Origin of the sequence: Enterobacter sp. 22452 (genome assembly GCF_052045065.1) — a bacterium.
Classification (GTDB): Bacteria; Pseudomonadota; Gammaproteobacteria; order Enterobacterales; family Enterobacteriaceae; genus Enterobacter; species Enterobacter mori.
The window spans coordinates 556,247-582,538 of sequence record NZ_JBQEOB010000002.1 but is presented as its reverse complement, the minus strand read 5'-3'; the positions used below and the strand labels follow the sequence as shown (position 1 = coordinate 582,538).

The following is a 26,292-nucleotide window of genomic DNA, read 5'->3' as shown; positions in this document are numbered from 1 at the left end:
TGCAGAAAATGGGAACAAAAGAGAAGGGAAAAAATGCAATAACTAAATTACATAAATGAAAGTGATAAATTTATTCCCTCTCATGCAGCGGGGTTAATGAGTGGATTAGTCTAAAACTGCGCGCAAGGCGCTTTTTTTTAAGAGGAATTAGACTATGACCGTTATCAATCAAGCAACCTGCACACTGTTTACCAATACTGAACGTTTCACTCAGCTGGCGGGCTATTATGAGGCGGAGCGTCGCACTGTCTGGATGATGTTGCGGTCGCAACCGCGTCCTTGCTTCAACCACGCATTAATAGAGGAGATCATGAATCTTTCCTGGCTGGTTCGCCAGTCCGGTTTTGTGGTCGATTTTTGGGTTACCGGATCGCTGGTACCCGATATGTATAACGCCGGTGGGGACTTGCAGTTCTTCGTAGACTGTATTCAAAACGGGCGCCGGGAAGCATTACGTGCATATGCGCGTGCCTGCGTTGATTGCGTACACGCCGCATCACGGGGTTTTGATTCCGGGGCAATTACGCTGGCGATGGTCGAAGGGAGCGCCTTGGGAGGCGGCTTCGAGGCTGCGCTGGCGCACCATTTTCTCCTGGCTCAGCGCGATGCCCGGTTAGGGTTCCCGGAGATCGCCTTTAATCTTTTCCCCGGAATGGGGGGCTATTCGCTCGTTGCACGCCGCTCAGGCATGAAGCTGGCAGAGGAGCTCATTTACAAAGGGGAATCCCATACGGCTGAGTGGTACGAACAGCACGGACTGGTGGATGTGCTGTTTGAACCGGGACAAAGCTACGTCACCGTACGAACATTTATCGACACGCTGCAGCCGAAACTGAACGGCGTCAGGGCAATGCTGCGCGCCCGCACCCGCGTTTTGCAGCTGCCACGCAGTGAACTGATGGATATTACAGAAGACTGGGTCGATGCCGCGTTTTGCCTTGAACCGAAAGATATCGCTTATATGGAACGTCTGGTTATGCTGCAAAACCGCCATCAGGCGGCGGGGTTACGCCAGGCCAGTTAACGCATCTTTCGTGACTGATAGCGCTTTAGCCATCGCTCGAAAACGGCAGCGGGCATCGGCTTAGCAAACAGAAAACCTTGCCGTTCGTTGACGCCGTTCTTAGTCAGAAAGGCGTCTTCTTTTGCACTCTCCACGCCTTCCGCAATGACCTGCAGATTCAGTGCCTGAGCAACGGCCACAATCGCACGGACCAAAGACTGCGAAATGGATTGTTTATGGATATCCCGCACAAACGACTGATCGAGCTTGATGGCATCGATAGGAAAACGCGCCAGCTGTGACAGGGATGAATAGCCTGTACCGAAATCGTCCAGATGAATTTGCGCCCCAAGCTGGCTGAACTGCTGGATGACCGAAAGGGCCAGCTCTTCGTTTTCGATAAGACAACTCTCGGTCAGTTCAACATCGATAGGGCAATATTCAAAATTCAGATCCTTCAGCGCCTGTTTCAGGTCACTGAATATCGTCTGGTCTGCCAGTTGACGCGCTGATACGTTAACCGCTACCCGCAGGTTAATGCCTTTATCGCGCCATTTAGCCACCTGACGCACCACGTCCAGCATAACCCAGCGACCGAGCGGCACAATCAAGCCGGACTCTTCAGCGTAAGAGATAAATTCCAGCGGAGGAATAAGTCCGCGCTCTGGCGATTGCCAGCGCACCAGCGCTTCCAGGCTTCTGACTTCACCGCGCCAGGTCATTTTCGGCTGATAGTGGATTAAGAGCTGGTCGTTATCCAGCGCTTTGCGCAGGTTGGTATCCAGCCAAAGATATTCGAACACGCGCTGGTTCATCTCTGGAGAGAAAACGCAGAACTTGCCTCGCCCGTTCTCTTTCGCGGTATACATCGCGGTATCCGCGTTGCGGATGACGCTCTCGCGGTCGTTGCCATGCTGCGGGGCAAGGGCGATGCCCAGAGAGCAGCCGGTGTAAATTTCAATTAAGCCGATGCGGAAGGGTTGTCGTAACCGGCTCAAAATACGTGATGCCATGGCTTCCAGTGAGCCCTGCGAGGTATCGGTTGCCATCACAATAAACTCATCACCCCCGAGTCTCGCCAGCACCTGACCTTCATCCAGGCAACTCAGAATGGCAAGGGCGACGGCCTGCAATAACTGGTCGCCAAACATGTGCCCATAGGCATCGTTAACCTTTTTAAAATTATCCAGGTCGAGATAGACCACGCCGACCTGAGTGTCTCCCCGGGTGGCGATGGCATCGGAAATCAGCTCGTGGATCGCGTTTCGGTTTGGCAGTCCGGTGATGGTATCCGTATTGGCCAGCACGCGCAGGCGTTCCTGAGCACGCCGCTCCTCCGTGATATCGGTACCGGAACAGATAAGATAAATTTCATTTTTACCGCTGCCGCTGTGAACAAATTTGTTTCTGAACAGAAACAATCGCTGCCCTTTGCGGGTCTTGACCCAGCGTTCAACTTCGTAGGAACTGCCGTTACGAAAAAAACCGGCGATATTACGTCTTGAGGCAGCGGCTTCGCTGCGGGTCATAAACAGTTTGAAGACGTTTTGCCCGATCACCTCGTGCTCTTTCAGCCCGGTGTACTCTTCACTCAGGCGGTTAAAGCGCTGGATATTCCCGTTCTGGTCCAGGATAACGATAACTGAATTGGCTTCTGAGACAACCTGTTCGGCAAAAGAGAGACCCTGCGCCAGATCGCGCGCAACGGAAGGGGTATCGTGCCAGGCAGAGGCTGTACCGGCCCACTCGTTTCGGGTAATTTTGCGCCCGACCAGATGGACAGGAACATCTTCACCGTACAAAGAGAGGGTCATCGAGATACTGGAGGTGATGACGGTTAACTGACGGATGAGCGCGGCCTGTTCATCATTCAGCGCGATCACTTGCGTCACATCGGCATTTTCACTGGTGGAGAGATGCAGAGCATTGCTGTCAGCGGTCAGTCGCCACCAGGGACTGTGGGTTCCCATGTAACGAAACAGCAAATTCTGCTCCAAATCGTCCATTCTGTTTTCTCCCGCAGCTGCTCATTAGCGCACAAATCATTCATTTGTTGTCGACTTTCCGTTGTGATCCAGCGGCAAAACCGAAGTGAACTTATTGTTTTTTCCCTGATTTCTAATAATAAAACGAGTCAGGTAAAAAAGGATACTCAGCGTATAAAAAACACGTAATCGAATATGAAGGGATTCTTTTAATGTAGATAATTATGGCGATTTTGGGCGGGAGGAGACTGAAAATAGTCAGTGATTTTGTGGTTTGTGATGAGAGAAGAGTTTGTCGACCCATCCATGAAGGAAAGGGTCGACAATTTAACAGCTTATCAGGCGACCGGGCGCGCAATAATGCTGCGCGTTTCCATGCGAACTTCAGCGATATTGACATCAATCACGTCAGTGACTTTGTAAACCGTTTCGCCTTTGATTTGCACGGTTCCGTTTTCCTGGCTACACACCAGTTCGTCGCGAACAGCATGCAGGAATGGCGCAGGAATGAAAGCAACGGCACCGTTGTCCACCAGACGTACGCGCATACCGCCGCGGCTGATATCAATGATTTCCGCCGGGAAGCGGGCATCCGTTCCAGCTTTATCATTCAGGAAGCGCGCGTACAGCCAGTCACCGACATCACGTTCAGCCATACGGTTCAGGCGGCGGCGCTCGGCCATTTGTACGGTGGAATCATCCTGAGGACGCGCGACCGATTCCCCTTTGATAATCGCTTTCAGCAGGCGATGGTTTACCATGTCGCCGTACTTACGAATCGGAGAGGTCCAGGTGGCATAGGCTTCAAGCCCCAGACCGAAATGCGGGCCCGGTTCGATGCTGATTTCGGCAAAGGACTGGAAGCGGCGAATACGGCTGTCGAGGAAACCGGATGGTTGCGCATCGAGTTCGCGACGAAGTTTGCAGAAGCCTTGCAGCGTCAGCACTTCTTCAGGATCGACATGCACGTCATGCGTTTTCAGCAGGGCAGCCAGCGCCTCGGTGTTAGCCGGATCGAATCCGGTATGCACGTTATAGATGCCGAAGCCTAACTTGTCGCGCAATACGCGGGCGGCACAAATGTTGGCCGAAATCATGGCTTCTTCAACAATACGGTTAGCGATGCGGCGTGGTTCAGCAACGATATCCAGCACTTCGCCTTTTTCACCCAACACGAAACGGTAGTCCGGACGATCCTTAAAGACCAGCGCATGGGTTTTACGCCATTCACTGCGGTTCAGACACACGCGATGCAACAGTCGAATTTGCGCGGCAATGGCATCGTTTTCAGGTTGCCAGGTGCCGGTGTTTTCCAGCCAGTCGGACACGTCGTCATAGGCCAGCTTGGCTTTGGATTCGATGGTCGCAGCAAAGAATTCGATATCGTCTTCAATCGTGCCGTCGGCGGCGATAGTCATGCGGCAGGCGAGTACCGGGCGCACTTCATTCGGGCGCAGCGAGCAGAGATCGTCAGAGAGTTCACGCGGCAGCATCGGGATATTGAAGCCCGGCAGGTAGTTGGTGAACGAACGCACTTTTGCCATATCGTTCAGTTTGCTGCCTTCGACAATCCAGGCGGTAGGATCGGCAATCGCGACGGTCAGATGCACTTTGCCATCCGCAGTCTCTTCTGCAAACAGTGCATCGTCCATGTCTTCGGTGCTGGCACTGTCGATGGTGACAAAGTCCAGACCGGTCAGGTCACGGCGTGACAGACCTTCGTCCTGCATTTCTGTCGCGACGCCGTCTGGCGCCTCTTTTTCAAGATTGTGACGCGCCAGCGTTACCCACCACGGGACGAAGTGGTCGTCGCCGAAGGTGATAAATTGCGTCAGCTCAGCATAGAAACCACGGTCGCCTTTGAGAGGGTGGCGGCGCATTTCAGCAACGGCCCAGTCACCCTCTTTAAAATCATGCTCAACGCCACGCGCAGCACGGCACTGAATAGCATCTTTCAACAGGGGATGGTCCGGCACGATGGAAAGACGGTCATCTTTTCTGTGTACCTTGCCCACGAAGCGAGTCAGGAAAGGTTCAATCAGTTCTTCTGGCTCGGCGGACTCGCGTTCCTTTTCCGTATGAATAACCGCTGTGACGCGATCGCCGTGCATCACTTTTTTCATCTGCGGAGGCGGGATGAAATAGCTCTTTTGCCCGTCAACTTCAAGGAAGCCAAAGCCCTTTTCCGTGGCTTTTACGACCCCTTCTGCACGCGGCGTCTGGGAATGCAGTTGCTGTTTAAGCTGCGCTAGCAGCGGGTTGTCCTGAAACATAATGTTCTATTTTCGTAGCCATTGAGCGGCTGACAGTTTTACGCGAATCTTACTGCTTCAGCAAGCGCTCTTTGGGTAAAAAGTATGGTTATTCCGCTTTGCCAAGCGCCACTCGCAGGCGGTCGAGCCAGCCAGTAAATGCACTTTGAGTAAGCAGATTGATGGCGCGGATATCGGGGATCCCAACATCAATCAGCGGCGTGAATTGTGCCGCGCTAAAACGATCCGGTGAACGGGTCAGTAGCTCGACTGCCGCAGTAAGCGCCCCGTGCGTTTGTGGCTCGCTTTGACGGTGATTGCTCAAAATCTCGCCCGTCAGGTTGAGTAGCGCAGGCTCATGGCTCAGCACCGGCGTGAGCGCCTGAAGTTCCGGCTCTGCTTGCCAGCGTGAAAGCGACTCAAGCTGGAATGGGGTCGCGTAGCGCAGTTCGACGACGGGCAGTACAGGGGTCCAGACACGAATAGTCACCGGTAAGGAATGCGGCGGAATATGGTGTCCGGGCAACCAGCGTACAGGATGCCCCAGTAACGCCTGAAACACCGCCACAACGCGCGCCTGAAAGCCAATAAAGCCGATAATCTGGTTGATCAGCACAATGTCATAGGTTGTCAGACCCACTTCATCGAGCTGTAGCTGCGCTTTGTGGTCAATGACGTCTGGTGAGCTGGCAAGTTGGCGGGCATATTGCGTGATTTGTGCCAGGCGGCGGTTGCTTTCGCGTGAGGAGTCAGGACCAGGAAGGGGGGCGAGCAGGGCAGCGTAGTGGTTACAGAGTCGCTGAACACCACACGCCTGAGCGACCGTCAACGCCGTGCTGAGTCTGTCGTACGCACTAAGCGTGTGTAGTCGGTTAACCTCAATATTGAGCGGGAACAGAAGGTGGCACAAGGCCCTGGCGGGAGCGAGCCAGCCATGGCAGGCGGTGACAATCTTTTCAGGGAGTTCTAAATCGAGCAAAAAACGATCGTCGACGTTAGCGGCTTCGGGCACCAAAGGCAGGACATCCGTTTGCGAGTGGTTGGACTGGGTTTCATGATACCAGTGGCCTTTGCCGGAAAAGCGGCGTTGTTCCATGGGCGTTCCTTGATCTCAAAATGGCGATCAATATCCTGGCGTAAGGCGGATGAGGGGAAAAATATTGTTAGGTGATAACAAATAACAGAAGGGAATAACGAAGAGCACAGCAGGGGGAGAGAAACTCTCTTCCCGGACGGGAAGAGAGTCACGCGCTTATTTGATTTCCAGCTCGTTCATGGCAGCGATGTTGAAACCGCCGTCAACGTGAACCACTTCGCCGGAGATACCCGCAGAGAGGTCAGAGCACAGGAAAGCTGCAGAGTTACCCACATCTTCAATGGTAACAGTACGACGAATCGGGGTAACCGCTTCGCAGTGTGCCAGCATTTTACGGAAATCTTTAATACCGGAAGCGGCCAGGGTGCGGATAGGACCTGCAGAGATGGCGTTAACGCGCACGCCTTCAGGACCCATTGCATTCGCCATGTAGCGAACGTTGGCTTCCAGAGAGGCTTTAGCCAGACCCATCACGTTGTAGTTAGGGATAGCACGCTCTGCGCCCAGGTAGGACAGGGTCAGCAGGGCTGCGCCCGGGTTCAACATCGCGCGGCAGGATTTTGCCATCGCAACGAAGCTGTAGGAGCTGATGTCGTGAGCGATTTTGAAGCCATCACGGGTCACCGCGTTCACGTAGTCGCCGTCCAGCTGATCGCCAGGCGCGAAGCCGATGGAGTGAACGAAACCGTCGAATTTCTCCCACGTTTTAGCCAGTTCAGCAAACATGCCATCGATGCTTTCGTCTTGTGCAACGTCACATTCCAGAACAATGCTGGAACCCAGCTGCGCGGCAAACTCTTCAACACGGCCTTTCAGCTTGTCGTTCTGGTAGGTGAACGCCAGCTCAGCGCCTTCGCGATGCATTGCCTGTGCGATGCCGTATGCGATGGACAGTTTGCTGGCAACGCCAGTTACCAGAATGCGCTTACCGGAAAGAAAACCCATAGCTTTAATCCTTATATTCATTGTTGTGGCGATCGCCATCTTAGCGGGGCAATCGTCGTTAAAACGCGGCGATAATATCACGTGTCGCGTGCTTAGTTAATCCGACCACTCAGTTGACCCGTGCTTATCGATCTTTTCTCCACGCATCGGCGGTCAATGCTTCACCGAAATGCCCGGCGATGAGCCGTTTCGTTAAATCGTGCAGCGGAGAGGCCAGCACATCAGCCGTACTTCCTCGTTCGACAACTTCACCCTGGTGCATCACCATGACCTGGTCGCTGATGTGTTTCATCATGCCAAGATGCTGGGTCACGTAGATATAAGAGATACCCTGTTTTTCCTGTAATTCCAGCATCAGGTTAATTAACTGCGAACGCATCGACATATCCAGCGAGGCAAGGGCTTCATCGGCAATAATCACCTTTGGACGCAGAATCAACGCGCGTGCCAGCCCCAGACGTTGCTTCTGACCCGGCGCCAGCATGTGCGGGTAGTAGCTCACATGATCGGGAAGCAGTCCGACCAAACGCAGCGTTTCGACGATGCGTTTACGCCGGGCTTCAGGCTCCAGGTCGGTATTCAACCGCAGCGGGAAATCCAGGATCTGCGAAATTCGCTGGCGCGGATTCAGGGAAGTAGACGGATCCTGAAAGATCATGCGGATGCGCTGGCTGCGGAAAGAGTAGTCACCAAATTCTAGCGGGTGATCGTCAATCAGCACTTCGCCATCGGTTGGCTCAACCATGCCCGCCAGCATTTTCGCCAGCGTGGATTTTCCGGAACCGTTCTCGCCAATGATCGCCAGCGTCTGTTTCTCGCGCAGCGTGAAGCTCAACGGCTTTACCGCCTCTACGGTCTGGCGGTGAAAGAGCCCTGTGCGGTAGCGAAAGGTCTTACTCAGGTTACGAACTTCCAGTAAGGTTTCGACCATTTCACTCTCTCTCCATGTTCAGCGGGAAATGACAGGCGTACAGATGGCTTTTCGCCCCTGTGAGACGTGGCGTCTCAATGCATTTACGCTGAGCGTAGGGACAACGTGGTCCCAGACGGCAGCCAATAGGCAACGACTCCAGCAGGGGAATGGCACCCGACAAGGTATTCAGACGGCTTTTATGCGGCATCGCGCTACCGAAATCCGGTATCGCGCGGATCAGTGCCTGGGTGTAGGGATGATGCGGTGTATTCACCAGATCTTCACTGACGGCAGTTTCGACCGTCTGACCGCAATACATCACGTCAATTTTATCCGCCCATTTGCTCAGCATCTGCAGGTCATGGCTGATCAGCAAAATGGTGGTGTTATTGTTCTGATTAAGACGCGTCAGCAGGCGGAAAATTTGCGCCTGCGTGGTGGGCTCCATCGCGTTTGTGGGTTCATCGGCAATCAGCAGGCGCGGCTGGTTTGCCAGCGCGATGGCAATCATCACTTTTTGACATTCGCCGTCGGTCAGTTCGTAAGGGAAGCTGCGCATCGCGTCTTTGTGATCTTTAATCCCGACACGGTGCAGTAGCTCAATGGCACGGCGCTTGCGCCAGCCAAAACGCTGCCACCAGCGTCCTTTATAGGTCCAGCCGGGGATGTTCTGCATCAGCTGTTTACCCACGCGCTCGGACGGGTCGAGACAGGATTGCGGCTCCTGGAAAATCATCGACACGTTATGACCCACCAGCTTGCGGCGTTCCCGAGGGGAGAGGCGCAGCAGGTCGATATCATCAAAGCGCATGCGGTCAGCGGTGACGCGCCAGTTGTCCTTCGCCACGCCGCAGATGGCTTTGGCGATCAAGCTCTTACCGGAGCCAGACTCTCCAACCAGCCCGCGGATTTCGCCTTCAGCAAGCGTGATGCTGATGCGGTCCACTGCCTTCACCCAGCCTTCACCGGTCTTGAATTCGATTGTCAGGTTGCGGATATCAAGTAACGGCATTATTCCACCCCCGCATTAATCGCACGGCGAATGCCGTCGCCCAGCAGGTTGACCAGCAGTACGCTCACCATAATGGCCGCCCCTGGCAGCATGACGGTCCACGGTGCGACATAGATAAGCTCCAGGGCATCACCGAGCATTGCACCCCATTCAGGGGAGGGCAGTTGCGCCCCCAGATCGAGGAAACCCAGCGCGGCGATGTCCAGGATGGCCATCGACAGGGCGCGGGTGATCTCTGTGACCAGTCCGGCAGCAATGTTCGGCAATACGGCAAACCACAAAATATTAAACGTTGTCGCGCCGTCCAGACGGGCCGCGACAACGTACTCTTTTTCCAGTTCATCATGCACCAGGCTGTATACCGAGCGAACCAGGCGCGGAAGGATTGCCAGCCAGACGGCAAACATCGCGTGTGACAGATGTGGCCCAGCGAACGCCACGACGATAATGGCAAGCAGCAAAGACGGAATAGAGAGCAGGGTATCCAGAATGTGGTTCAGTACCGCCGAACGCAGGCCGTGAGTAGAGCCAGCAAAAATGCCCAGCGCCAGGCCGCAGATCGTGGCCGCCAGCGTAACCACAAACGCACCGCCCACCGTTGGGGCCGCGCCGCTCAGAAGACGGCTTAACACGTCACGCCCAAGATCGTCAGTCCCGAGGAAGAAGGAGACTTCACCATAGCGTGACCACGAAGGCGGCAAAAGTTGATAGCCAAGAAACTGCTGATCGATGCCATAGGGTGCAAACCACGAACCCAACACGCACAGCAAGGCCAGGCCAGCGCAGCCGTAAAGGCCAATCATAGCCGTGGTGTCACCATAGAATTTACGCCACACGGTACGTAGCGCACCGGGCGTGCGCTTTTCACTGTATACGCTATCGTAAGGCATACCATTCCTTATGCTTCAGAGGGTTGGCCATGGCACCCAAAATATCGGAAAGAACGTTCACAATAATCACCAGGGAGCCAATCACCATCACACCGGCGGAGATCGCTGCGTAATCCTGCTGGCGAATGGCGTTGATCATCCAGCGCCCCAGACCCGGCCAGCTAAAGACCATCTCCGTGATCATCGCCAGCGTGAGCATGGTAGAGAATTGTAATCCCAGGCGGGGAATAACCGGCGGCAGCGCATTGTGCAACACATGGCGACGCAGAATAGTCAGACGCGACAGCCCGCGCGTGGCGGCAGCTTTGACGTAGTTTTGATCGAACACCTCAATGGTGCTGATGCGCATAAGGCGGATCACTTCGGTGGTAGGCGCAACGGCTAAAGTCAGAACCGGCAGCACCATATGACGCAGCGCACTCATGATCATCTCATCGCGCCAGACCGAATCCGAAAGCCATGCATCGATGATGGCAAAACCGCTCACCGTTTTAACCGTATAAAGCAGATCGAATCGCCCGGAAACCGGCAGCCAGCCCAGTGTCAGAGAGAAGAAGAGGGTGAGCAGCAGCGCCAGCCAAAATACCGGGATTGAGAAGCCGAGCAGGGCAATGGCGCTGATAAATTTATCCTGCCATTTATTGCGATAAATGCCCGCCAGCATCCCCACGGGAATGCCCACCAGCAAAGCAAAGCCAAAAGCCAGGATGCACAGTTCCATGGTCGCCGGGAAAACCTCTTTCAACTGTTCTGAAATCAGCTGTCCGTTAATGCTGGAAACCCCGAAGTCCCAATGCAGTACGCCGTTAAACCAGAACAGCCACGCATCCCACAGTGACGATCCCTGAAGCGGGGCGTGGGGTGTGAAATAGCTCAGGCTAAAGCCCACGAAGGTCAAAAAGAACAGCGTAACCAACAGCAACAGCAGACGGCGCAAGGTAAATATGATCATGGTTTCTTCACCTCTTGCTCTTTTTCACGAGTGACCCCTGCGAAGGAGGCGTTGCCAAACGGACTCAGTACCAGCCCTTTAATATCGTACCGATAGGCCTGCAAACGCAGGGATGAGGCCAGCGGGAGCACCGGGAGTTCCCGAGCCAGAATATCCTGAGCTTCGTCGTAGGCTTCTATACGCGACGCAAGCTGTTGTGAGGCGAGCGCTTTTTGTAACACGGCATCAAATTCCCGATGACACCAGTGCGCGTAGTTGGTCTGTGAGTTAATCGCGGCGCAGCTGAGCAACGGGCGGAAGAAGCTGTCCGGGTCGTTACTGTCGGTAGACCAGCCCGCCAGCGTCAAATCATGGTTCATATCCATCAGGCGAGCCTCCTGGAAACGACCTTCGACAGGGACGATGATCACTTTAACGCCCACCTGCGCCATATCGGCCTGCAACAGTTCCGCTGTTTTCAGCGGGCTTGGGTTCCACGCCTGTGAACTGGTCGGCACCCAGAGTTGCAGCGTCAGGTTTTCCGCTCCCAGAGCCTTGAGCTGTTCGCGCGCTTTCGCCGGATTGTATTCCGTAATTTTAGCTTCGCCGTCGTAGGCCCAGGAGGCTCTCGGTAAAATAGAAGCCGCCGTTTCTGCGGTACCGTAGTAAATCGACTGCATCAGACGCTGGTTATTGATCGCTAACGCCAGCGCGTGGCGAACGGCAGGATTGTTCAGCGGCGGTTTGTCGGTGTTGAACGCCAGATAGGCAATATTCATCCCCGGACGCAATGTCAGGCGCAGACGCGGATCGTCACGCAGAATGGTCAGCTGGCTGGCTGCTGGCCAGGCAAGCACATCGCACTCACCGGTTAACAGCTTCGAAAGACGTCCTGTACCGCCAGAGCCCAGATCGACAACCACCTGGGGCATCAGCGGCGTGCCGCGCCAGAAATGTTCGTGACGCTGCAGGCGAATAAACTGCCCGGCACGATACTCTGCCAGCTGGAACGGGCCCGTGCCGACAGGCTGGCGGTCGAGCAGTTCCTGGCGATCTTTTTTCGTCAACGTAGCCGCGTATTCTGCCGACATCACTGACGCATAGTGTGTTGCCAGATGCCAGAGGAAAGAGGCATCCGGGCGAACCAGCCGGAACTCCACCGTCCGGTTATCCAGCTTGCGCACGCTTTTGACGGTATCGGCAAACTGCAGACTGTCGAAATAGGGGAAGTTTCCGCCGTTAACGTTATGCCACGGATGGTTACGGTCAAAGATGCGCTGGAAGGTAAACACCACGTCATCCGCGTTCAGTTTGCGGGTGGGGGTAAACCATGGCGTGCGCTGGAAGTCGACATCATCGCGGAGATGGAAACGGTAGGTTGCGCCGTTATCCAGCACTTCCCAGCTCTCAGCAAGCTCTGGCACCAGGCGGTAGGTATAGGGATCAACATCAAGCAGACGGTCGTAAAGCTGTGCGGCCAGCGTATCGACAATCAGGCCGCTACCCGCTTTTTGCGGGTTAAAGGTATCAACTTGCCCGCTGACGCAATAGACAAATCCGCTATCGCGAATATCAGGGAGCGCAGATCGCTCAGGCGCAGCAACAGCCAGGTTGCTGAACAGACCGAGTGCCAACAAGGACGATAAAACCAGACGCATAATTTTTAAGGTTTTTAGGTTCGATCTGCAAAGTGTATCGCACTTACACCTGCTTCGTAAAAATGTCTGCAGATAAGTGCTGATAATGTCAGCGCATTTGATGCTTTTTGAGCAATGCCCTTAATTGATGGTAGGTCAGACCCAGCAAATCAGCCGCCTGTTTCTGGTTATATTTCGCCTGCTGGAGGCTCTGTTCCAGTAACTGCTGTTCCTGCTTATGCTGAAATTGACGCAAATCGAGCGGCAGAGACGGCACGTCAGTGTTATCGACAGGCACAACAGCGGGCTGAGCGTTGCGCTTAAACGGGTCGAGTATAATGTTGTCCAGTTCGGTTTCGCTGCTGCCGTGGCGATAAACCGAACGCTCTACCACGTTTTTCAGTTCACGAACATTCCCCGGCCACGGGTAGCCGAGCAGGGTTTCTGTGGCGTAATCGCTGAAGCCGGGGAAAAGAGGCAGACCCAGCTCACGGCACATCTGGATGGCAAACTGCTCTGCCAGCAGCATGATGTCGCTGCGCCTTTCACGCAGCGGCGGCAGTTGTACGACGTCAAACGCCAGCCTGTCGAGCAGGTCTGCGCGAAATGTATCTTCCGCCACCATTTCCGGCAGATTGGCGTTGGTCGCGCAGACCAGACGCACGTTAACCTGCAGCGGCTGGCTTCCGCCGACGCGCTCCAGCTCGCCATATTCAATGACGCGCAGCAGCTTTTCCTGAACCAGCATTGGGGCTGTCGCCAGTTCATCGAGGAACAGTGTGCCGCCATCTGCACGCTCGAACCGTCCGGGATGGCGTTTTTGTGCACCGGTAAACGCACCCGCTTCATGACCAAACAGTTCAGTGTCGAGCAGATTCTCATTCAACGCCGCGCAGTTAAGGGAAATAAATGGCCCATCCCAGCGCCCGGATAAATAGTGGAGACGGTTGGCTATCAGTTCCTTACCCGTACCGCGCTCGCCGATAATTAGCACTGGTTTATTGAGAGGCGCCAGGCGCGAAACCTGCTCAAGAACTTCAAGAAAACTGTTCGCTTCACCCAGTAAGTTATCTTTGTATCCGGTCATGATGAAATTAACCACTCCTTAGTGATATTCACCAGGTGAGGATAGTGCCATAATGTGCAAATATCAATCACATCTAATAATATCAATAAGGTAAAAAGTTGGCATGGGATTTGTATTATCTCTGTAGCAGGGCATCGCCCGATAACAGAAATAAGAGGATTTGATTATGGGTATTTTTTCTCGTTTTGCCGACATCGTGAACGCCAACATCAACTCACTGCTTGAGAAAGCGGAAGATCCGCAGAAGCTGGTGCGTCTGATGATTCAGGAAATGGAAGACACGCTGGTTGAAGTGCGTTCCACCTCCGCTCGTGCGCTGGCTGAGAAAAAGCAGCTCACGCGTCGCATTGAGCAGGCGACCACCCAGCTCAACGAATGGCAGGAAAAAGCCGAACTGGCGTTACGTAAAGATAAAGAAGACCTCGCTCGTGCCGCGCTGATTGAAAAACAGAAGTTGTCAGATGTTGTAACCGCGCTTGAACACGAAGTGACGCTGGTTGATGACACGCTCTCTCGTATGAAGAAAGAGATCGGCGAGCTTGAGAATAAACTCAGCGAAACCCGCGCTCGTCAGCAGGCGCTGACGCTTCGCCACCAGGCGGCAAGCTCTTCCCGTGACGTTCGCCGTCAGCTGGACAGCGGTAAGCTGGACGAAGCGATGGCCCGTTTCGAATCTTTCGAACGCCGTATCGACCACATGGAAGCGGAAGCGGAAAGTCACAGTATCGGTAAGCAAAAAACGCTGGATCAGCAGTTTGCCGATTTGAAAGCCGACGACGAAATCAGCGAGCAGCTGGCGGCGTTGAAAGCCAAAATGAAGCAAGACAACCAGTAATAATTCGTGCGGCACCTGAGCGTGCCGCATCATAAAACAAGGAGTACACATGAGCGCGCTTTTTCTGGCAATTCCCCTGACCATTTTCGTGCTGTTCGTTCTGCCGATTTGGTTATGGCTGCACTACAGTAACCGTTCTTCGCGTGGAGAGCTTTCTCAGAGTGAGCAACAACGCCTTGTGCAGCTTACCGATCAGGCGAATAAGATGCGCGATCGCATTCAGGCGCTGGAAGCGATCCTGGATGCAGAACATCCGAACTGGAGGGAGCGTTAATGTCTGGACTGAACCTGAACAAAAAATTGTGGCGCATCCCGCAGCAGGGCATGGTACGCGGCGTTTGTGCTGGATTGGCCCATTATCTCGATGTACCGGTGAAACTGGTGCGTGTGGTGACGGTATTATCGATTTTCTTTGGTCTGGCTTTTATTACTCTGGTGGCCTATATCGTGCTGTCGTTTGTGCTCGACCCCATGCCTGACGGTGAACTGGCGGCGGAAGGCGCACCGACCAGCAGCGATCTGCTCAACGCCGTTGATGATCAACTGGCTGAAGGGGAGAAGCGGCTGCGGGAAATGGAGCGCTATATCACCTCTGATACCTTTACGCTGAGAAGCCGTTTTCGTCAGCTTTAAGAGAGAACATTAATGAAACAAAACTGGCAACAGGCCGGTCAGAAGGTAAAACCCGGCCTGAAAATCGCAGGTAAACTGGTCCTGCTGACAGCGTTGCGTTACGGTCCGGCCGGTGTGGCGGGCTGGGCGATAAAATCTGTTGCCCGTAAACCGGTCAGAATGCTGCTTGCCGTGGCGCTGGAACCGATGCTGCAGAAACTGGCAAAACGCGTTTCTCGTCGATACTTTTCCTGACCCTTCCTGATTGCGTTAGCCCTTTCTCACCCGAGAGAAGGGCTAGCGGCGTTTCTGCCTGGCACCTCTGTCTTTTTATTCTTTCTTTGCTGTAGCTCACATTACTGCTCTGCGCTGCTTTGTCAGGGCCATTTTATGCTTCCTGGTCCGTTGACAGATATTTTTCATGGGAGTAGATTGCGATCCGTGGGACCGCTACCATGGAAAACAAAGTGAACGCAAAAATTAATAAACTCATTGATCTTATTTACGGGGAAACCTTTACTGATACACACCGCAAGGTGTTATTGGAAAAAATCGGTAATGCCGCTTCTCTTATTACGGAAAAACGTAAATCTGGCTGGGATGAAAAAGATGTCGTCCTCATTACCTATGCCGATCAGTTTTCGGCAGCAGGGGAGAACGCGCTGCCTGTGTTTACCCGTTTTTATAATAAGTGGCTTTCTCATTCCTTTTCTCATGTCCATCTTCTGCCTTTTTATCCGTGGTCCTCTGACGATGGTTTTTCTGTTATCGATTATCATGAAGTGGCACCAGAAACCGGAACCTGGAGAGATATTGCTGAATTAAAACAGTCCGCCAGCCTGATGTTTGATTACGTGTGCAATCATATGTCGGCAAAAAGCCAATGGTTTGCAAACTATCTACAGCAAACGCCTGGCTATGAAGATTTCTTTATTTCTGTCGATCCGCAAACAGACTTATCCGCCGTGACGCGCCCGCGAGCGTTACCGCTTCTGACGCCTTTTACGCTTCATGACGGCAGCGTCCGCCACCTGTGGACCACCTTTAGCGAAGACCAGATCGATCTGAACTTTGCTTCGCCGGACGTGTTAATTGCCATGGTGGATGTACTGCTTCATTACCTGATGGAAGGGGCGAATTACATCCGTCTCGATGCCGTGGGTTTTATGTGGAAAATCCCCGGGACACACTGCATCCATCTGGAACAAACCCACCAGCTCATCCAGCTATTCCGCGCGATTACCGAGGCTGTGGCACCGGGAACGGTCATCATCACCGAAACAAACGTTCCGCATAAAGACAACATCTCTTATTTCGGCAACGGCGAAAATGAAGCGCAGATGGTGTATCAGTTCTCTTTACCACCGCTGGTGTTGCATGCCATCCATCGTCAGGATGTCCGCACCCTGAGCCAGTGGGCCTCATCGCTGGAACTCCCATCCACGAAAACCACCTGGTTTAATTTTTTAGCTTCGCATGATGGTATCGGCCTGAATCCGTTACGCGGGATTTTACCTGAATCCGACATCCTTTCGCTGGTGGAAAAACTTCAGCAGGAAGGGGCTCTGGTCAACTGGAAAAATAACCCTGACGGCACGCGAAGTCCTTATGAAATTAATGTTACCTACCTGGATGCATTAAGCCCGAAAAATGCAACTGATAACGAACGTATTGCACGTTTTATTCTGGCGCATGCGGTCTTATTGAGTTTCCCTGGCGTGCCTGCCATTTATATTCAGAGTGCGCTGGGCTCACGTAATGATTATGAAGGCGTTGAGCGACTAGGATATAATCGCGCAATCAACCGCAAGAAATACATTGCCAGTGAGATTGATTCAGAACTCTCAAACAAAACAGGCATCCGCCATAAAATATTTAAACAACTAAGCGAATTGATTGCGATTCGCAGAGCGGAGCAGGTATTTCATCCAGACAGTCACGCACTTTTCGAAACATCCGGTAAACATATTCTAAAAATTATTCGCGTGACCGAAAAGGGTGAGCGAATAACGGCATTATTTAACTTTAGCCAACATATTCAGACCGTGAATTCTGAAGGGATATCCGGTACGGAGCTGATTGCGAAACAGAATATTAGCGGTACGACTCTGACCCTTAATCCATGGCAGGTGATGTGGATTAAAGAAAACTAAAAAGGACCTCAAAAATGAAGATGACCAAAATTGTGCTGCTGTCAGCACTGGTTTCGTGCGCCCTGATATCAGGATGTAAGGACGACAAGCCATCGAACGTCACCATTGAATTTATGCATTCGTCGGTGGAGCAGGAACGTCAGGCCGTCATTACGAAACTGATTGAGAAATTCGAGAAGGAAAACCCAACCATCACGGTGAAACAGGTACCGGTGGAAGAGGATGCCTACAACACTAAGGTCATCACTCTGGCCCGTACCGGCGCATTGCCGGAAGTGATCGAAGTCAGCCATGACTACGCAAAGGTGATGGACAAAGAGCAGTTGCTGGATCGGGACGCGATCGGTGAAGCGATTAAAGCCGTCGGTGAAGACACCTTCTACGACGGCATTCTTCGCGTGGTTCGTACTGAAGACGGCACAGCGTGGACCGGCGTTCCTGTCAGTGCCTGGCTGTCCGGCGTCTGGTACCACAAAGACATCCTGGCGTCTGCGGGCATTGAAGAGCCGCATAACTGGGAGCAGTTGCTGCAAGCCAGTCAGAAACTCAACGATCCGGGCAAGAAACACTACGGCATTGCGTTGCCAACGGCAGAAAGTGTGATGACGGAACAGGCATTCTCCCAGTTCGCCCTTTCGGGTGGCGCAAACGTCTTTGATGCGAAAGGCGACGTGGAGATTGATACGCCAGAGATGACGAAAGCGCTGGCCTTTTATAAAGCGCTGGCGGCAACCACCATGCCTGGGTCAAACGATGTCATGGAGATCAAAGACGCCTTTATGAACGGCTCCGCGCCGATGGCCGTTTATTCCACCTACATCCTTCCGGCGGTCTTCAAAGACGGCAATCCCGCGAACCTGGGCTTTGTGGTCCCGACTGAAAAATCCTCTGCGGTCTACGGCATGATCACATCACTGACGATCACCACAGGCCAAACCGAAGAGGAAACTAAAGCGGCAGAGAAATTTGTCACCTGGATGGAGCAGGCTCAGAACGCAACAGACTGGGTCATGATGTCGCCTGGTGCAGCGTTGCCCGTGAACAAACGGGTTGTGGGCACTGAAACCTGGAAAAACAACGATGTGATTAAAGCGTTTGGGCAACTGCCTTACGAGCTGATCGCCCAGTTCCCGAACGTGCAGGTGTTTGGTGCCGTGGGTGATAAAAACTTCACCCGCATGGGCGATGTCACGGGTTCCGGCATTATCAGTTCTATGGTGCATAACGTCACGGTAGGTCAACAAGATCTCAGTGCAACGTTAAGCAACAGCCAGAAGCGACTGACTGACCTGATTTCACAACGATAGGAGCGCTTTGCGAAGGGAATTATGAAGACGTTGTTTTCTGGTCGTTCAGATATGCCTTTCGCCATGCTGCTGTTGGCCCCCAGCCTGATTTTGCTGGGGGGCCTGGTGGCCTGGCCGATGATTTCCAACATTGAAATCAGTTTCTTACGCTTGCCGCTCAACCCGCGCATCGATGCCGTGTTTGTTGGGCTGGATAACTACATCCGTATTCTGAGCGATGCTGCGTTCTGGCACTCGCTGTGGATGACGTTCTGGTACACCGCGCTGGTCGTTATGGGCAGTACGGGCCTTGGGCTGGCCGTCGCCATCTTCTTTAACCGTGAATTTCGCCTGCGCAAAACGGCCCGTTCACTGGTGATTTTATCCTACGTTACACCGTCAATTTCGCTGGTGTTTGCCTGGAAGTACATGTTCAACAACGGCTACGGCATTGTGAACTATCTGGGCGTTGACCTGCTGCATCTGTATGACCAGGCACCGCTGTGGTTTGACAACCCCGGCAGCAGTTTTGTGCTGGTGGTGCTGTTTGCCATCTGGCGCTATTTCCCCTATGCGTTCATCTCGTTTCTGGCCATTTTGCAGACCATTGATAAGTCGTTATATGAAGCGGCTGAAATGGATGGCGCGAATGCCTGGCAGCGTTTTCGCATTGTCACGCTGCCCGCGATCATGCCGGTTCTGGCAACGGTGGTTACGCTGCGAACCATCTGGATGTTCTACATGTTTGCGGATGTCTATCTGCTGACAACGAAGGTCGATATTTTGGGCGTCTATCTCTATAAAACGGCCTTTGCCTTCAACGATCTGGGTAAAGCCGCCGCTATCTCCGTGGTGCTGTTCGTGATCATCTTCGCCGTCATTCTGCTGACCAGAAAAAGGGTAAACCTCAATGGCAACAAATAAACGCGTGCTGGGCCGTATCGGTTTTTATCTGGGGCTGGCGATGTTCCTCATCATCACGCTGTTCCCGTTCTTCGTGATGCTGATGACGTCGTTTAAAATCGCCAAAGAGGCGATCTCGCTGCATCCGACGATTCTGCCGCAGGAGTGGACGTTACAGCATTACGTCGACATCTTTAACCCACTGATTTTCCCGTTTGTGGATTACTTCCGCAACAGCATGGTGGTGTCGCTGACTGCATCAGTGATTGCGGTGTTTCTCGGTACATTAGGTGCCTACGCCTTGTCCAAACTGCGTTTTAAAGGGCGCACGACGATAAATGCGAGTTTTTACACCGTCTACATGTTCTCCGGAATTTTATTGGTGGTGCCGCTGTTCAAAATCATCACTGCACTCGGGATCTACGATACCGAACTGGCGCTGATTATCACCATGGTGACCCAGACGCTGCCGACGGCGGTATTCATGCTGCGCAGTTACTTCGACACCATTCCGGATGAGATAGAAGAAGCCGCGATGATGGACGGTCTTAACCGGCTGCAAATCATCTTCCGCATCACCGTGCCGCTGGCGATTTCTGGTCTGGTGTCGGTGTTTGTCTACTGCTTCATGGTGGCGTGGAACGACTATCTGTTTGCCTCCATTTTCCTGTCCAGCGCCAGCAATTTCACCCTGCCGGTAGGGCTGAACACGCTCTTTAGCACGCCAGATTACATCTGGGGTCGCATGATGGCGGCATCGCTGGTGACGGCACTGCCTGTGGTCATCATGTACGCGCTGTCTGAACGTTTTATTAAAAGTGGTTTGACCGCCGGTGGCGTGAAGGGCTGAGGCGGCCAATTTTAACAAGGAGTAAGTCATGAAAAAGTTAGTTGCGACAGCGCCTCGTGTGGCGGCGTTGGTGGAATATGAAGATCGTCCTGTTGCCGTTCACGAAGTGAAAATTCGTGCCCGCTTTGGTGCCCCGAAGCACGGTACAGAAGTGGTGGATTTCCGCGCGGCAAGCCCGTTTATCGATGAAGAGTTCAACGCCGAGTGGCAGATGTTCACGCCACGTGAGGAGGGCGCGGCCCGCGGTATTGAGTTCGGTAAATTCCAGCTGGGGAACATGATCGTCGGCGAGATTATCGAATGCGGTGCTGACGTGACGGAATACCAGATCGGCGACAGCGTCTGCTGCTACGGTCCATTGCAGGAAACGGTCATTGTTAACGCGGTCAACAACTACAAGCTGCGCAAAATGCCGAAGGGTTCGTCCTGGAAAAATGCCGTTTGCTACGATCCGGCGCAATTCGCCATGAGCGGCGTGCGTGATGCCAATGTCCGTGTAGGTGATTTTGTGGTTGTTGTCGGGCTGGGGGCGATTGGTCAGATCGCGATTCAGCTGGCGAAGAAAGCGGGCGCGTCAGTGGTCATCGGTGTCGATCCTATTGAACATCGCTGTGAGATTGCTCGCCGTCATGGCGCGGACCACTACCTGAACCCAATCGGTACTGATGTCGGTCTTGAAATTAAAAAACTGACCGGTAAGCAGGGTGCAGATGTGATCATCGAAACCAGTGGTTTTGCCGATGCGCTGCAATCTGCTCTGCGCGGTCTCGCTTACGGCGGAACCCTCTCCTACGTGGCGTTCGCCAAACCCTTTGCAGCAGGATTCAACCTCGGCCGCGAAGCGCATTTCAACAATGCGAAAATTGTCTTCTCCCGTGCCTGCAGCGAACCCAACCCGGATTACCCGCGCTGGAGCCGCAAGCGCATTGAAGAAACCTGCTGGGAATTGCTGATGAACGGTTATCTCAATTGCGAGGATCTGATCGACCCGGTTGTCACTTTCACCACCAGCCCCGAGAGCTACATGAAATATGTCGACCAGCACCCTGAACTGAGCATCAAAATGGGCGTCACTTTTTAAGCTAAGGAGAGCAAGCAATGAAGATCGCAACACAAAACCAGGCCTTTTTCCCGACCAACATCATGGAAAAATTCGAGTACATCAAAGCGATGGGTTTTGATGGCTACGAAATCGATGGCCGACTTCTGGTAGAAAATCTTGATGAAGTGAAAGCGGCTATCAACGCGACTGGCCTGCCGGTGACGACGGCCTGCGGCGGATACGACGGCTGGATCGGTGACTTTATAGAGGAACGCCGTCTTAACGGTTTACAGCAGATTGAACGTATCCTGGAGGCGCTGGCAGAGGTGGGCGGCAAGGGGATTATCGTCCCTGCCGCCTGGGGCATGTTTACCTTCCGCCTGCCGCCAATGACCTCTCCACGCAGCCTGGACGGTGACCGCAAAGCAGTCAGCGCCTCCCTGCGCTGGCTGGATGAAGTGGCAGCACGCACCGGGACAACGGTATACCTGGAGCCGCTGAACCGCTATCAGGACCATATGATCAACACCCTGGCGGATGCGCGTCGTTACATCGAAGAGAATGCGCTCAAACACGTGCAGATCATCGGTGATTTCTATCATATGAACATTGAAGAAGACTCGCTAACGGATGCGCTGCACCACAACCGCGATCTGCTGGGGCATGTGCACATTGCAGATAACCACCGCTACCAGCCGGGCAGCGGCAGCCTCGATTTTGCCAGCCTGTTCGATCGGCTGCGCGCTGACGATTATCAGGGTTACGTGGTCTATGAGTGTCGTGTTCGTGCTGACAATCCTGCGCAGGCTTATCAGGATTCGCTCACCTATTTGCGTGAATGCCAAGGATGACATGCGTGATGAGTGCTTCAACACCTTCGCCTCTGCGCGTCGCCATCATTGGCGCCGGCCAGGTCGCGGACAAAGTTCATGCCTCGTATTACGCCACGCGCAGTGATGTTCAGATGGTGGCTGTCATGGACAGCCGCCCTGAACAGGCACAGGCGTTTGCGGAACGTCATGGGATCCCGTCTGCATGGCAGGATGCGCGAACCATGCTGGAGACGGTCAGACCGGATGTGGTGAGCGTTTGTTCACCTAACCGGTTTCACTTTGAACATGTTATGGCGGCGCTCGACGCCGGATGCCATGTCATGTGTGAAAAGCCGCCCGCCATGACGCCACAGCAGGCCGAACAGATGCGTACCGCTGCCCGTAAGGCGGGAAAAGTGCTGGCGTATGATTTTCACCACCGGTTTGCACGCGATACGCAATTGCTGCGTGAGGCCGTGTTGAATGGCGTCCTGGGCGAGATCTACTTCACGACGGCGCAGGCGCTGCGTCGATGTGGCGTGCCGGGCTGGGGCGTCTTTACGAACAAATCGTTGCAGGGCGGCGGACCGTTGATCGATATCGGCATTCATATGCTGGATGCCGCGATGTATGTACTGGGGTTCCCGGCAGTAAAACGGGTCACGGCGCACAGCTTCCAGCGACTGGGAAACAGGAAAAACAGTGGCCAGTTTGGTGAGTGGGATCCGGCTCAGTTTACCGTCGAAGATGCGCTGTTCGGCACAATTGAATTCTGCAACGGCGGCATCCTGCGTCTGGATACCTCGTTTGCCCTGAATATTCGCGAGCAGTCGATCATGAATGTCTCATTCTGCGGTGAAAAGGCCGGGGCAACGCTGTTCCCGGCACACATTTACACTGACGAGGCCGGGGTATTACAGTCCCTCACGCAGCGCGAAGAGGCTGACGACCAACGCCATTTGCGCAGTATGGACGCCTTTGTTCGTCACGTGCAGGGAGAGCCGGTCATGATTGCTGATGCGGAGCAGGGGCTGGTTATCCAGCAGCTTGTTGCCGCGCTCTATGAATCAGCAGAAACAGGGGAAAGCGTGACGTTATGCTGAACGTGTCTGTATTAACCGATCCGGGCTTTTGTCCACATAGCCTGAACAAATTCGCTTCTGTTATGGCCTGCGGCAATGGCTATATGGGCATTCGCGCTGCGCATGAGGAAGACTATACCCAGCAAACCAGAGGAATGTATCTGGCGGGGCTGTATCATCGCGCAGGTCGGAACGAGACCAATGAACTGATCAACCTGCCGGATATCACCGGTATCGAAGTTGAACTGGATGGCGTGAATTTTACCCTCCTGTCAGGGGATATCCTGAGCTGGCAGCGCGAGCTGGATTTTGCCAACGGCGAACTGCGTCGCACGGTTCTCTGGCGCGCGCCCGATGGGAAGCGCTATCGTCTGGATAGCCGTCGCTTTGTGTCACTCGATCAACTGCCGTTGGCGGCAATGCAACTGTCGATCACGCCGCTGGATGCTGCATCCCAGGTGGTGTTGAAAACAGGCATTGATGCGACCCAAACCAACAGCGGCAGACAGCATCTGGATGAAGTTTCTGTCAGAGTTTTTGACCAGCATTATCTGCAGGGCGTCTATGAAACCCAGGATCGCGCTGCAGAGGTGGTAATCTCAACAAGCTGCCGTCTGTCGTCGGGCAGCAGCGACAGCTGCTTTAGCGCGAAAAATCGCCGCGTCATGGCACACCATTCGCTGACGCTTCCTGCCGGTGACACTGTCACACTTGAAAAACTGGTGTGGATCACTCACCGCAAGGACAAAACGCTCTCGCAGGAAACCTATGCGCGCAATGCGCTGGCCGATCTAAAAGTATGTGCCACAAAAGGGTATGCATCGCTGCTGGAGAACTCCGCGCGTGCCTGGGAGAACGTCTGGCGTGACGCGCGGGTTGACGTGACATCCACCGACAAACAGGATCAGATGGCGCTTGATTATGCCGTCTGGCATCTGACAACCATGACGCCAGCGCATGACGAGCGAAGCAGTATCGCCGCCAAAGGTTTGACCGGAGAAGGGTATAAAGGTCACATCTTCTGGGATACCGAAATTTTCTTGCTGCCTTTCCATCTTTTCACCCGTCCACAGATTGCCCGCAACCTGCTGCGCTATCGCTGGCTTAATCTCTCCGGAGCACGTGAAAAGGCGCGTCGTAACGGTTGGCCTGGCGCGCTGTTCCCGTGGGAAAGCGCCGCGAGCGGTCAGGAAGAGACGCCGGAATTTGCGGCAATCAACATTCGTACGGGCAAACGTCAGAAAGTGGCCTCTGCACTGGCCGAACACCACATTGTGGCGGATATCGCGTGGGCCGTTGTCGCTTACTGGCAGGCGACACGGGATGACGCCTTTATGCGCAATGAAGGTTTGACGTTGCTGATCGAGACGGCGACGTTCTGGATGGGGCGTGCCGTCGAAGCCAACGGTCGTCTGGAAATCCATGATGTGATCGGGCCGGATGAATACACCGAACACGTCAACAACAACGCTTACACCAACTATCTGGCCTGGCATAACGTCGCCTGCGCACGCCAGTTTATGTCGATGTTTGGTCGTGACGATGCCGTTTTCCTGGCAAATGCCACCCGTTTTCTGACGCGTTTATGGCTCCCGGAGGCGAATGCCGAAGGTGTCCTTCCTCAGGATGATACCTTCATGGCGAAACCGGCTATCGATCTGAGTCGCTACAAAGCAAAAGCGGGTAAACAAACCATTTTGCTTGATTACTCTCGCGCTGAAGTGAATGAGATGCAGATCCTCAAACAGGCCGATGTGGTGATGCTCAACTACCTGCTGCCGGAAAGGTTTACACCACAACAGTGCGCTGCCAACCTGGCTTTCTACGAGCCACGCACCATACATGACTCTTCGCTGAGCAAGGCCATTCACGGGATAGTGACGGCGCGTTGCGGCGACACTGAAGGGGCATATGTTTTATGGCGTGACGGTGTCGCTATCGACCTGGGTGACGATCCCCACAGCAGCGATGACGGTATTCACGCCGCCGCGACAGGTGCCATCTGGTCTGGCGTTATTCAGGGTTTTGCCGGGGTGCAGATTGTGGAAGGGGAACTTCATCTCGCGCCGAAATTGCCTACCCACTGGCGAAAACTGAGCTTCCCGCTGCGGTGGCGAAACGCGCAAATGCGTTTCTCATTTGAACATGATGCGTTGACCGTTGAATCCTCTGCACCTGTCACGTTAACGCTATGGGGTAAAACCCTTAACGTCTCGGGGCTTCAGGCCTTTGCACGTACGGATTTTCTTACGCCAATGAATGGGACCGCTACCAGGGAGGGGCGCTATGACGCTTAAGGCAGTTGTATTTGATCTGGATGGCGTGATCACCGATACCGCACATCTGCATTTCCTGGCCTGGCGTAGCGTGGCACAGGAGATTGGTATCACCATCGACGAGGTGTTTAACGAGCAGCTAAAGGGAATTAGCCGCATGGATTCCCTTCAGCGGATCCTGCGACACGGTGGAAAAGAGGGGGCGTTTGACGACAAGGAATGCCTCGCGCTTGCCGGGAAGAAAAACGATCTCTATGTCCAGTCCCTGGCGTCGTTGACGCAAGATTCGCTGCTTCCGGGTATCCGCGAAGTGCTGGCGGATATTCGCGCGGCGAAAATGAAAATTGGGCTGGCCTCCGTTTCCCTCAACGCCCCCGGCATATTACAGGCGTTGGGCATTCATAAGGCTTTTGATTTTTGCGCAGATGCTTCTCGTATTACCTGCTCAAAACCTGACCCGGAGATCTTCCTCGCTGCCTGCGCAGGGCTGAATGTCCGCCCTGAAGAGGCCATCGGTATCGAAGATGCGGCGGCGGGTGTTGAAGCGATCAATGCGGCAGGGATGTTGTCGGTTGGGATTGGACCTGGCCTGAACCATGCGGGATTACAACTTCATTCAACGCGGGAACTGACCTGGAAATGCCTGACGGATTTCTGGGCGTCCCGGACGGCATTGATAAGGAATTAATA

At 53.8% G+C, this 26,292-nt stretch carries 24 protein-coding genes; 14 read left to right on the top strand and 10 right to left on the bottom strand.

All coding sequences use genetic code 11. The annotated features are described in order from the left end of the window. The first annotated feature begins 154 nt into the window (after nucleotides 1-154). On the top strand, nucleotides 155-1,024 hold the full coding sequence (locus tag ACTJJA_RS07895) for a crotonase/enoyl-CoA hydratase family protein (RefSeq protein WP_440667289.1): 870 nt from the start codon (nucleotides 155-157) through the stop codon (nucleotides 1,022-1,024). Here ACTJJA_RS07895 and pdeR read toward each other — a convergent pair. From pdeR to pspF, 10 genes are all read right to left on the bottom strand, one after another. Continuing rightward, nucleotides 1,021-3,009: a cyclic di-GMP phosphodiesterase gene (gene pdeR / locus ACTJJA_RS07890; protein WP_100166150.1), complete on the bottom strand. Its 1,989-nt coding sequence runs from the start codon at nucleotides 3,007-3,009 to the stop codon at nucleotides 1,021-1,023. The two genes, ACTJJA_RS07895 and pdeR, sit on opposite strands and share 4 nt — an antisense overlap. 317 nt (nucleotides 3,010-3,326) lie before the next feature. After that, complete coding sequence (locus ACTJJA_RS07885) at nucleotides 3,327-5,261, bottom strand: exoribonuclease II (protein ID WP_440667287.1); 1,935 nt, start codon at nucleotides 5,259-5,261, stop codon at nucleotides 3,327-3,329. Nucleotides 5,262-5,349: 88 nt separating this feature from the next. Continuing rightward, nucleotides 5,350-6,336, bottom strand: a complete 987-nt coding sequence (locus tag ACTJJA_RS07880) for a CMD domain-containing protein (protein ID WP_440667285.1) — start codon at nucleotides 6,334-6,336, stop codon at nucleotides 5,350-5,352. A 156-nt stretch (nucleotides 6,337-6,492) separates the two neighbouring features. Continuing rightward, nucleotides 6,493-7,281, bottom strand: coding sequence for an enoyl-ACP reductase FabI (gene fabI, locus ACTJJA_RS07875; protein ID WP_010431723.1), 789 nt, complete (start codon nucleotides 7,279-7,281; stop codon nucleotides 6,493-6,495). Nucleotides 7,282-7,405: 124 nt separating this feature from the next. Next, complete coding sequence (sapF, locus tag ACTJJA_RS07870; protein ID WP_440667283.1) at nucleotides 7,406-8,212, bottom strand: putrescine export ABC transporter ATP-binding protein SapF; 807 nt, start codon at nucleotides 8,210-8,212, stop codon at nucleotides 7,406-7,408. 1 nt (nucleotide 8,213) lies between these two features. Then, a complete protein-coding gene (sapD, locus tag ACTJJA_RS07865) occupies nucleotides 8,214-9,206 on the bottom strand; it encodes a putrescine export ABC transporter ATP-binding protein SapD (protein ID WP_440667281.1) in 993 nt (330 codons plus the stop codon). Beyond that, nucleotides 9,206-10,096: a putrescine export ABC transporter permease SapC gene (sapC, locus tag ACTJJA_RS07860; protein WP_089600639.1), complete on the bottom strand. Its 891-nt coding sequence runs from the start codon at nucleotides 10,094-10,096 to the stop codon at nucleotides 9,206-9,208. The genes sapD and sapC overlap by 1 nt, the downstream gene beginning before the upstream one ends. Continuing rightward, a complete protein-coding gene (gene sapB, locus ACTJJA_RS07855) occupies nucleotides 10,083-11,048 on the bottom strand; it encodes a putrescine export ABC transporter permease SapB (RefSeq protein ID WP_440667278.1) in 966 nt (321 codons plus the stop codon). The genes sapC and sapB overlap by 14 nt, the downstream gene beginning before the upstream one ends. Beyond that, nucleotides 11,045-12,685, bottom strand: coding sequence for an ABC transporter substrate-binding protein SapA (gene sapA / locus ACTJJA_RS07850; RefSeq protein WP_440667276.1), 1,641 nt, complete (start codon nucleotides 12,683-12,685; stop codon nucleotides 11,045-11,047). The genes sapB and sapA overlap by 4 nt, the downstream gene beginning before the upstream one ends. A gap of 88 nt (nucleotides 12,686-12,773) precedes the next feature. Continuing rightward, nucleotides 12,774-13,751, bottom strand: coding sequence for a phage shock protein operon transcriptional activator (gene pspF / locus ACTJJA_RS07845; protein ID WP_440667274.1), 978 nt, complete (start codon nucleotides 13,749-13,751; stop codon nucleotides 12,774-12,776). A gap of 166 nt (nucleotides 13,752-13,917) precedes the next feature. Here pspF and pspA point away from each other — a divergent pair, with 166 nt between their 5' ends. The 13 genes from pspA (at nucleotide 13,918) to pgmB (ending at nucleotide 26,290) form a co-directional block, all read left to right on the top strand. Next, on the top strand, nucleotides 13,918-14,586 hold the full coding sequence (gene pspA / locus ACTJJA_RS07840) for a phage shock protein PspA (protein WP_010431699.1): 669 nt from the start codon (nucleotides 13,918-13,920) through the stop codon (nucleotides 14,584-14,586). A gap of 49 nt (nucleotides 14,587-14,635) precedes the next feature. Next, nucleotides 14,636-14,860, top strand: a complete 225-nt coding sequence (gene pspB, locus ACTJJA_RS07835; protein WP_010431698.1) for an envelope stress response membrane protein PspB — start codon at nucleotides 14,636-14,638, stop codon at nucleotides 14,858-14,860. After that, nucleotides 14,860-15,219 (top strand): envelope stress response membrane protein PspC, encoded by a 360-nt coding sequence (gene pspC, locus ACTJJA_RS07830; protein WP_089600645.1) that lies wholly within the window; start codon nucleotides 14,860-14,862, stop codon nucleotides 15,217-15,219. Before pspB ends, pspC begins: the two co-directional genes overlap by 1 nt. A 12-nt stretch (nucleotides 15,220-15,231) precedes the next feature. Continuing rightward, complete coding sequence (pspD, locus tag ACTJJA_RS07825) at nucleotides 15,232-15,453, top strand: phage shock protein PspD (protein WP_010431696.1); 222 nt, start codon at nucleotides 15,232-15,234, stop codon at nucleotides 15,451-15,453. A gap of 200 nt (nucleotides 15,454-15,653) precedes the next feature. Then, nucleotides 15,654-17,351 carry a sugar phosphorylase gene (locus ACTJJA_RS07820; protein ID WP_440667271.1) on the top strand — a complete coding sequence of 566 codons (1,698 nt, stop codon included), beginning with the start codon at nucleotides 15,654-15,656 and terminating at the stop codon, nucleotides 17,349-17,351. Between the two features lie 14 nt (nucleotides 17,352-17,365). Further along, complete coding sequence (locus ACTJJA_RS07815; RefSeq protein ID WP_440667269.1) at nucleotides 17,366-18,658, top strand: ABC transporter substrate-binding protein; 1,293 nt, start codon at nucleotides 17,366-17,368, stop codon at nucleotides 18,656-18,658. 21 nt (nucleotides 18,659-18,679) lie between these two features. Continuing rightward, complete coding sequence (locus ACTJJA_RS07810; protein ID WP_089600651.1) at nucleotides 18,680-19,561, top strand: carbohydrate ABC transporter permease; 882 nt, start codon at nucleotides 18,680-18,682, stop codon at nucleotides 19,559-19,561. Next, entirely contained in the window at nucleotides 19,548-20,390 is an 843-nt protein-coding gene (locus ACTJJA_RS07805; protein ID WP_440667266.1) for a carbohydrate ABC transporter permease, read from the top strand. The genes ACTJJA_RS07810 and ACTJJA_RS07805 overlap by 14 nt, the downstream gene beginning before the upstream one ends. Before the next feature lie 28 nt (nucleotides 20,391-20,418). Next, on the top strand, nucleotides 20,419-21,471 hold the full coding sequence (locus tag ACTJJA_RS07800; protein WP_440667264.1) for a zinc-dependent alcohol dehydrogenase: 1,053 nt from the start codon (nucleotides 20,419-20,421) through the stop codon (nucleotides 21,469-21,471). A gap of 17 nt (nucleotides 21,472-21,488) precedes the next feature. Further along, nucleotides 21,489-22,283, top strand: coding sequence for a sugar phosphate isomerase/epimerase family protein (locus ACTJJA_RS07795; protein ID WP_440667262.1), 795 nt, complete (start codon nucleotides 21,489-21,491; stop codon nucleotides 22,281-22,283). A 5-nt stretch (nucleotides 22,284-22,288) separates the two neighbouring features. Next, the gene (locus tag ACTJJA_RS07790) at nucleotides 22,289-23,347 is read left to right on the top strand and encodes a Gfo/Idh/MocA family protein (protein ID WP_440667260.1); all 1,059 of its coding nucleotides are present in this window, start codon (nucleotides 22,289-22,291) and stop codon (nucleotides 23,345-23,347) included. Continuing rightward, nucleotides 23,341-25,623: a glycoside hydrolase family 65 protein gene (locus ACTJJA_RS07785; RefSeq protein WP_440667258.1), complete on the top strand. Its 2,283-nt coding sequence runs from the start codon at nucleotides 23,341-23,343 to the stop codon at nucleotides 25,621-25,623. The genes ACTJJA_RS07790 and ACTJJA_RS07785 overlap by 7 nt, the downstream gene beginning before the upstream one ends. Further along, a complete protein-coding gene (gene pgmB, locus ACTJJA_RS07780) occupies nucleotides 25,613-26,290 on the top strand; it encodes a beta-phosphoglucomutase (RefSeq protein WP_440667256.1) in 678 nt (225 codons plus the stop codon). Before ACTJJA_RS07785 ends, pgmB begins: the two co-directional genes overlap by 11 nt. Nucleotides 26,291-26,292 lie beyond the last annotated feature (2 nt).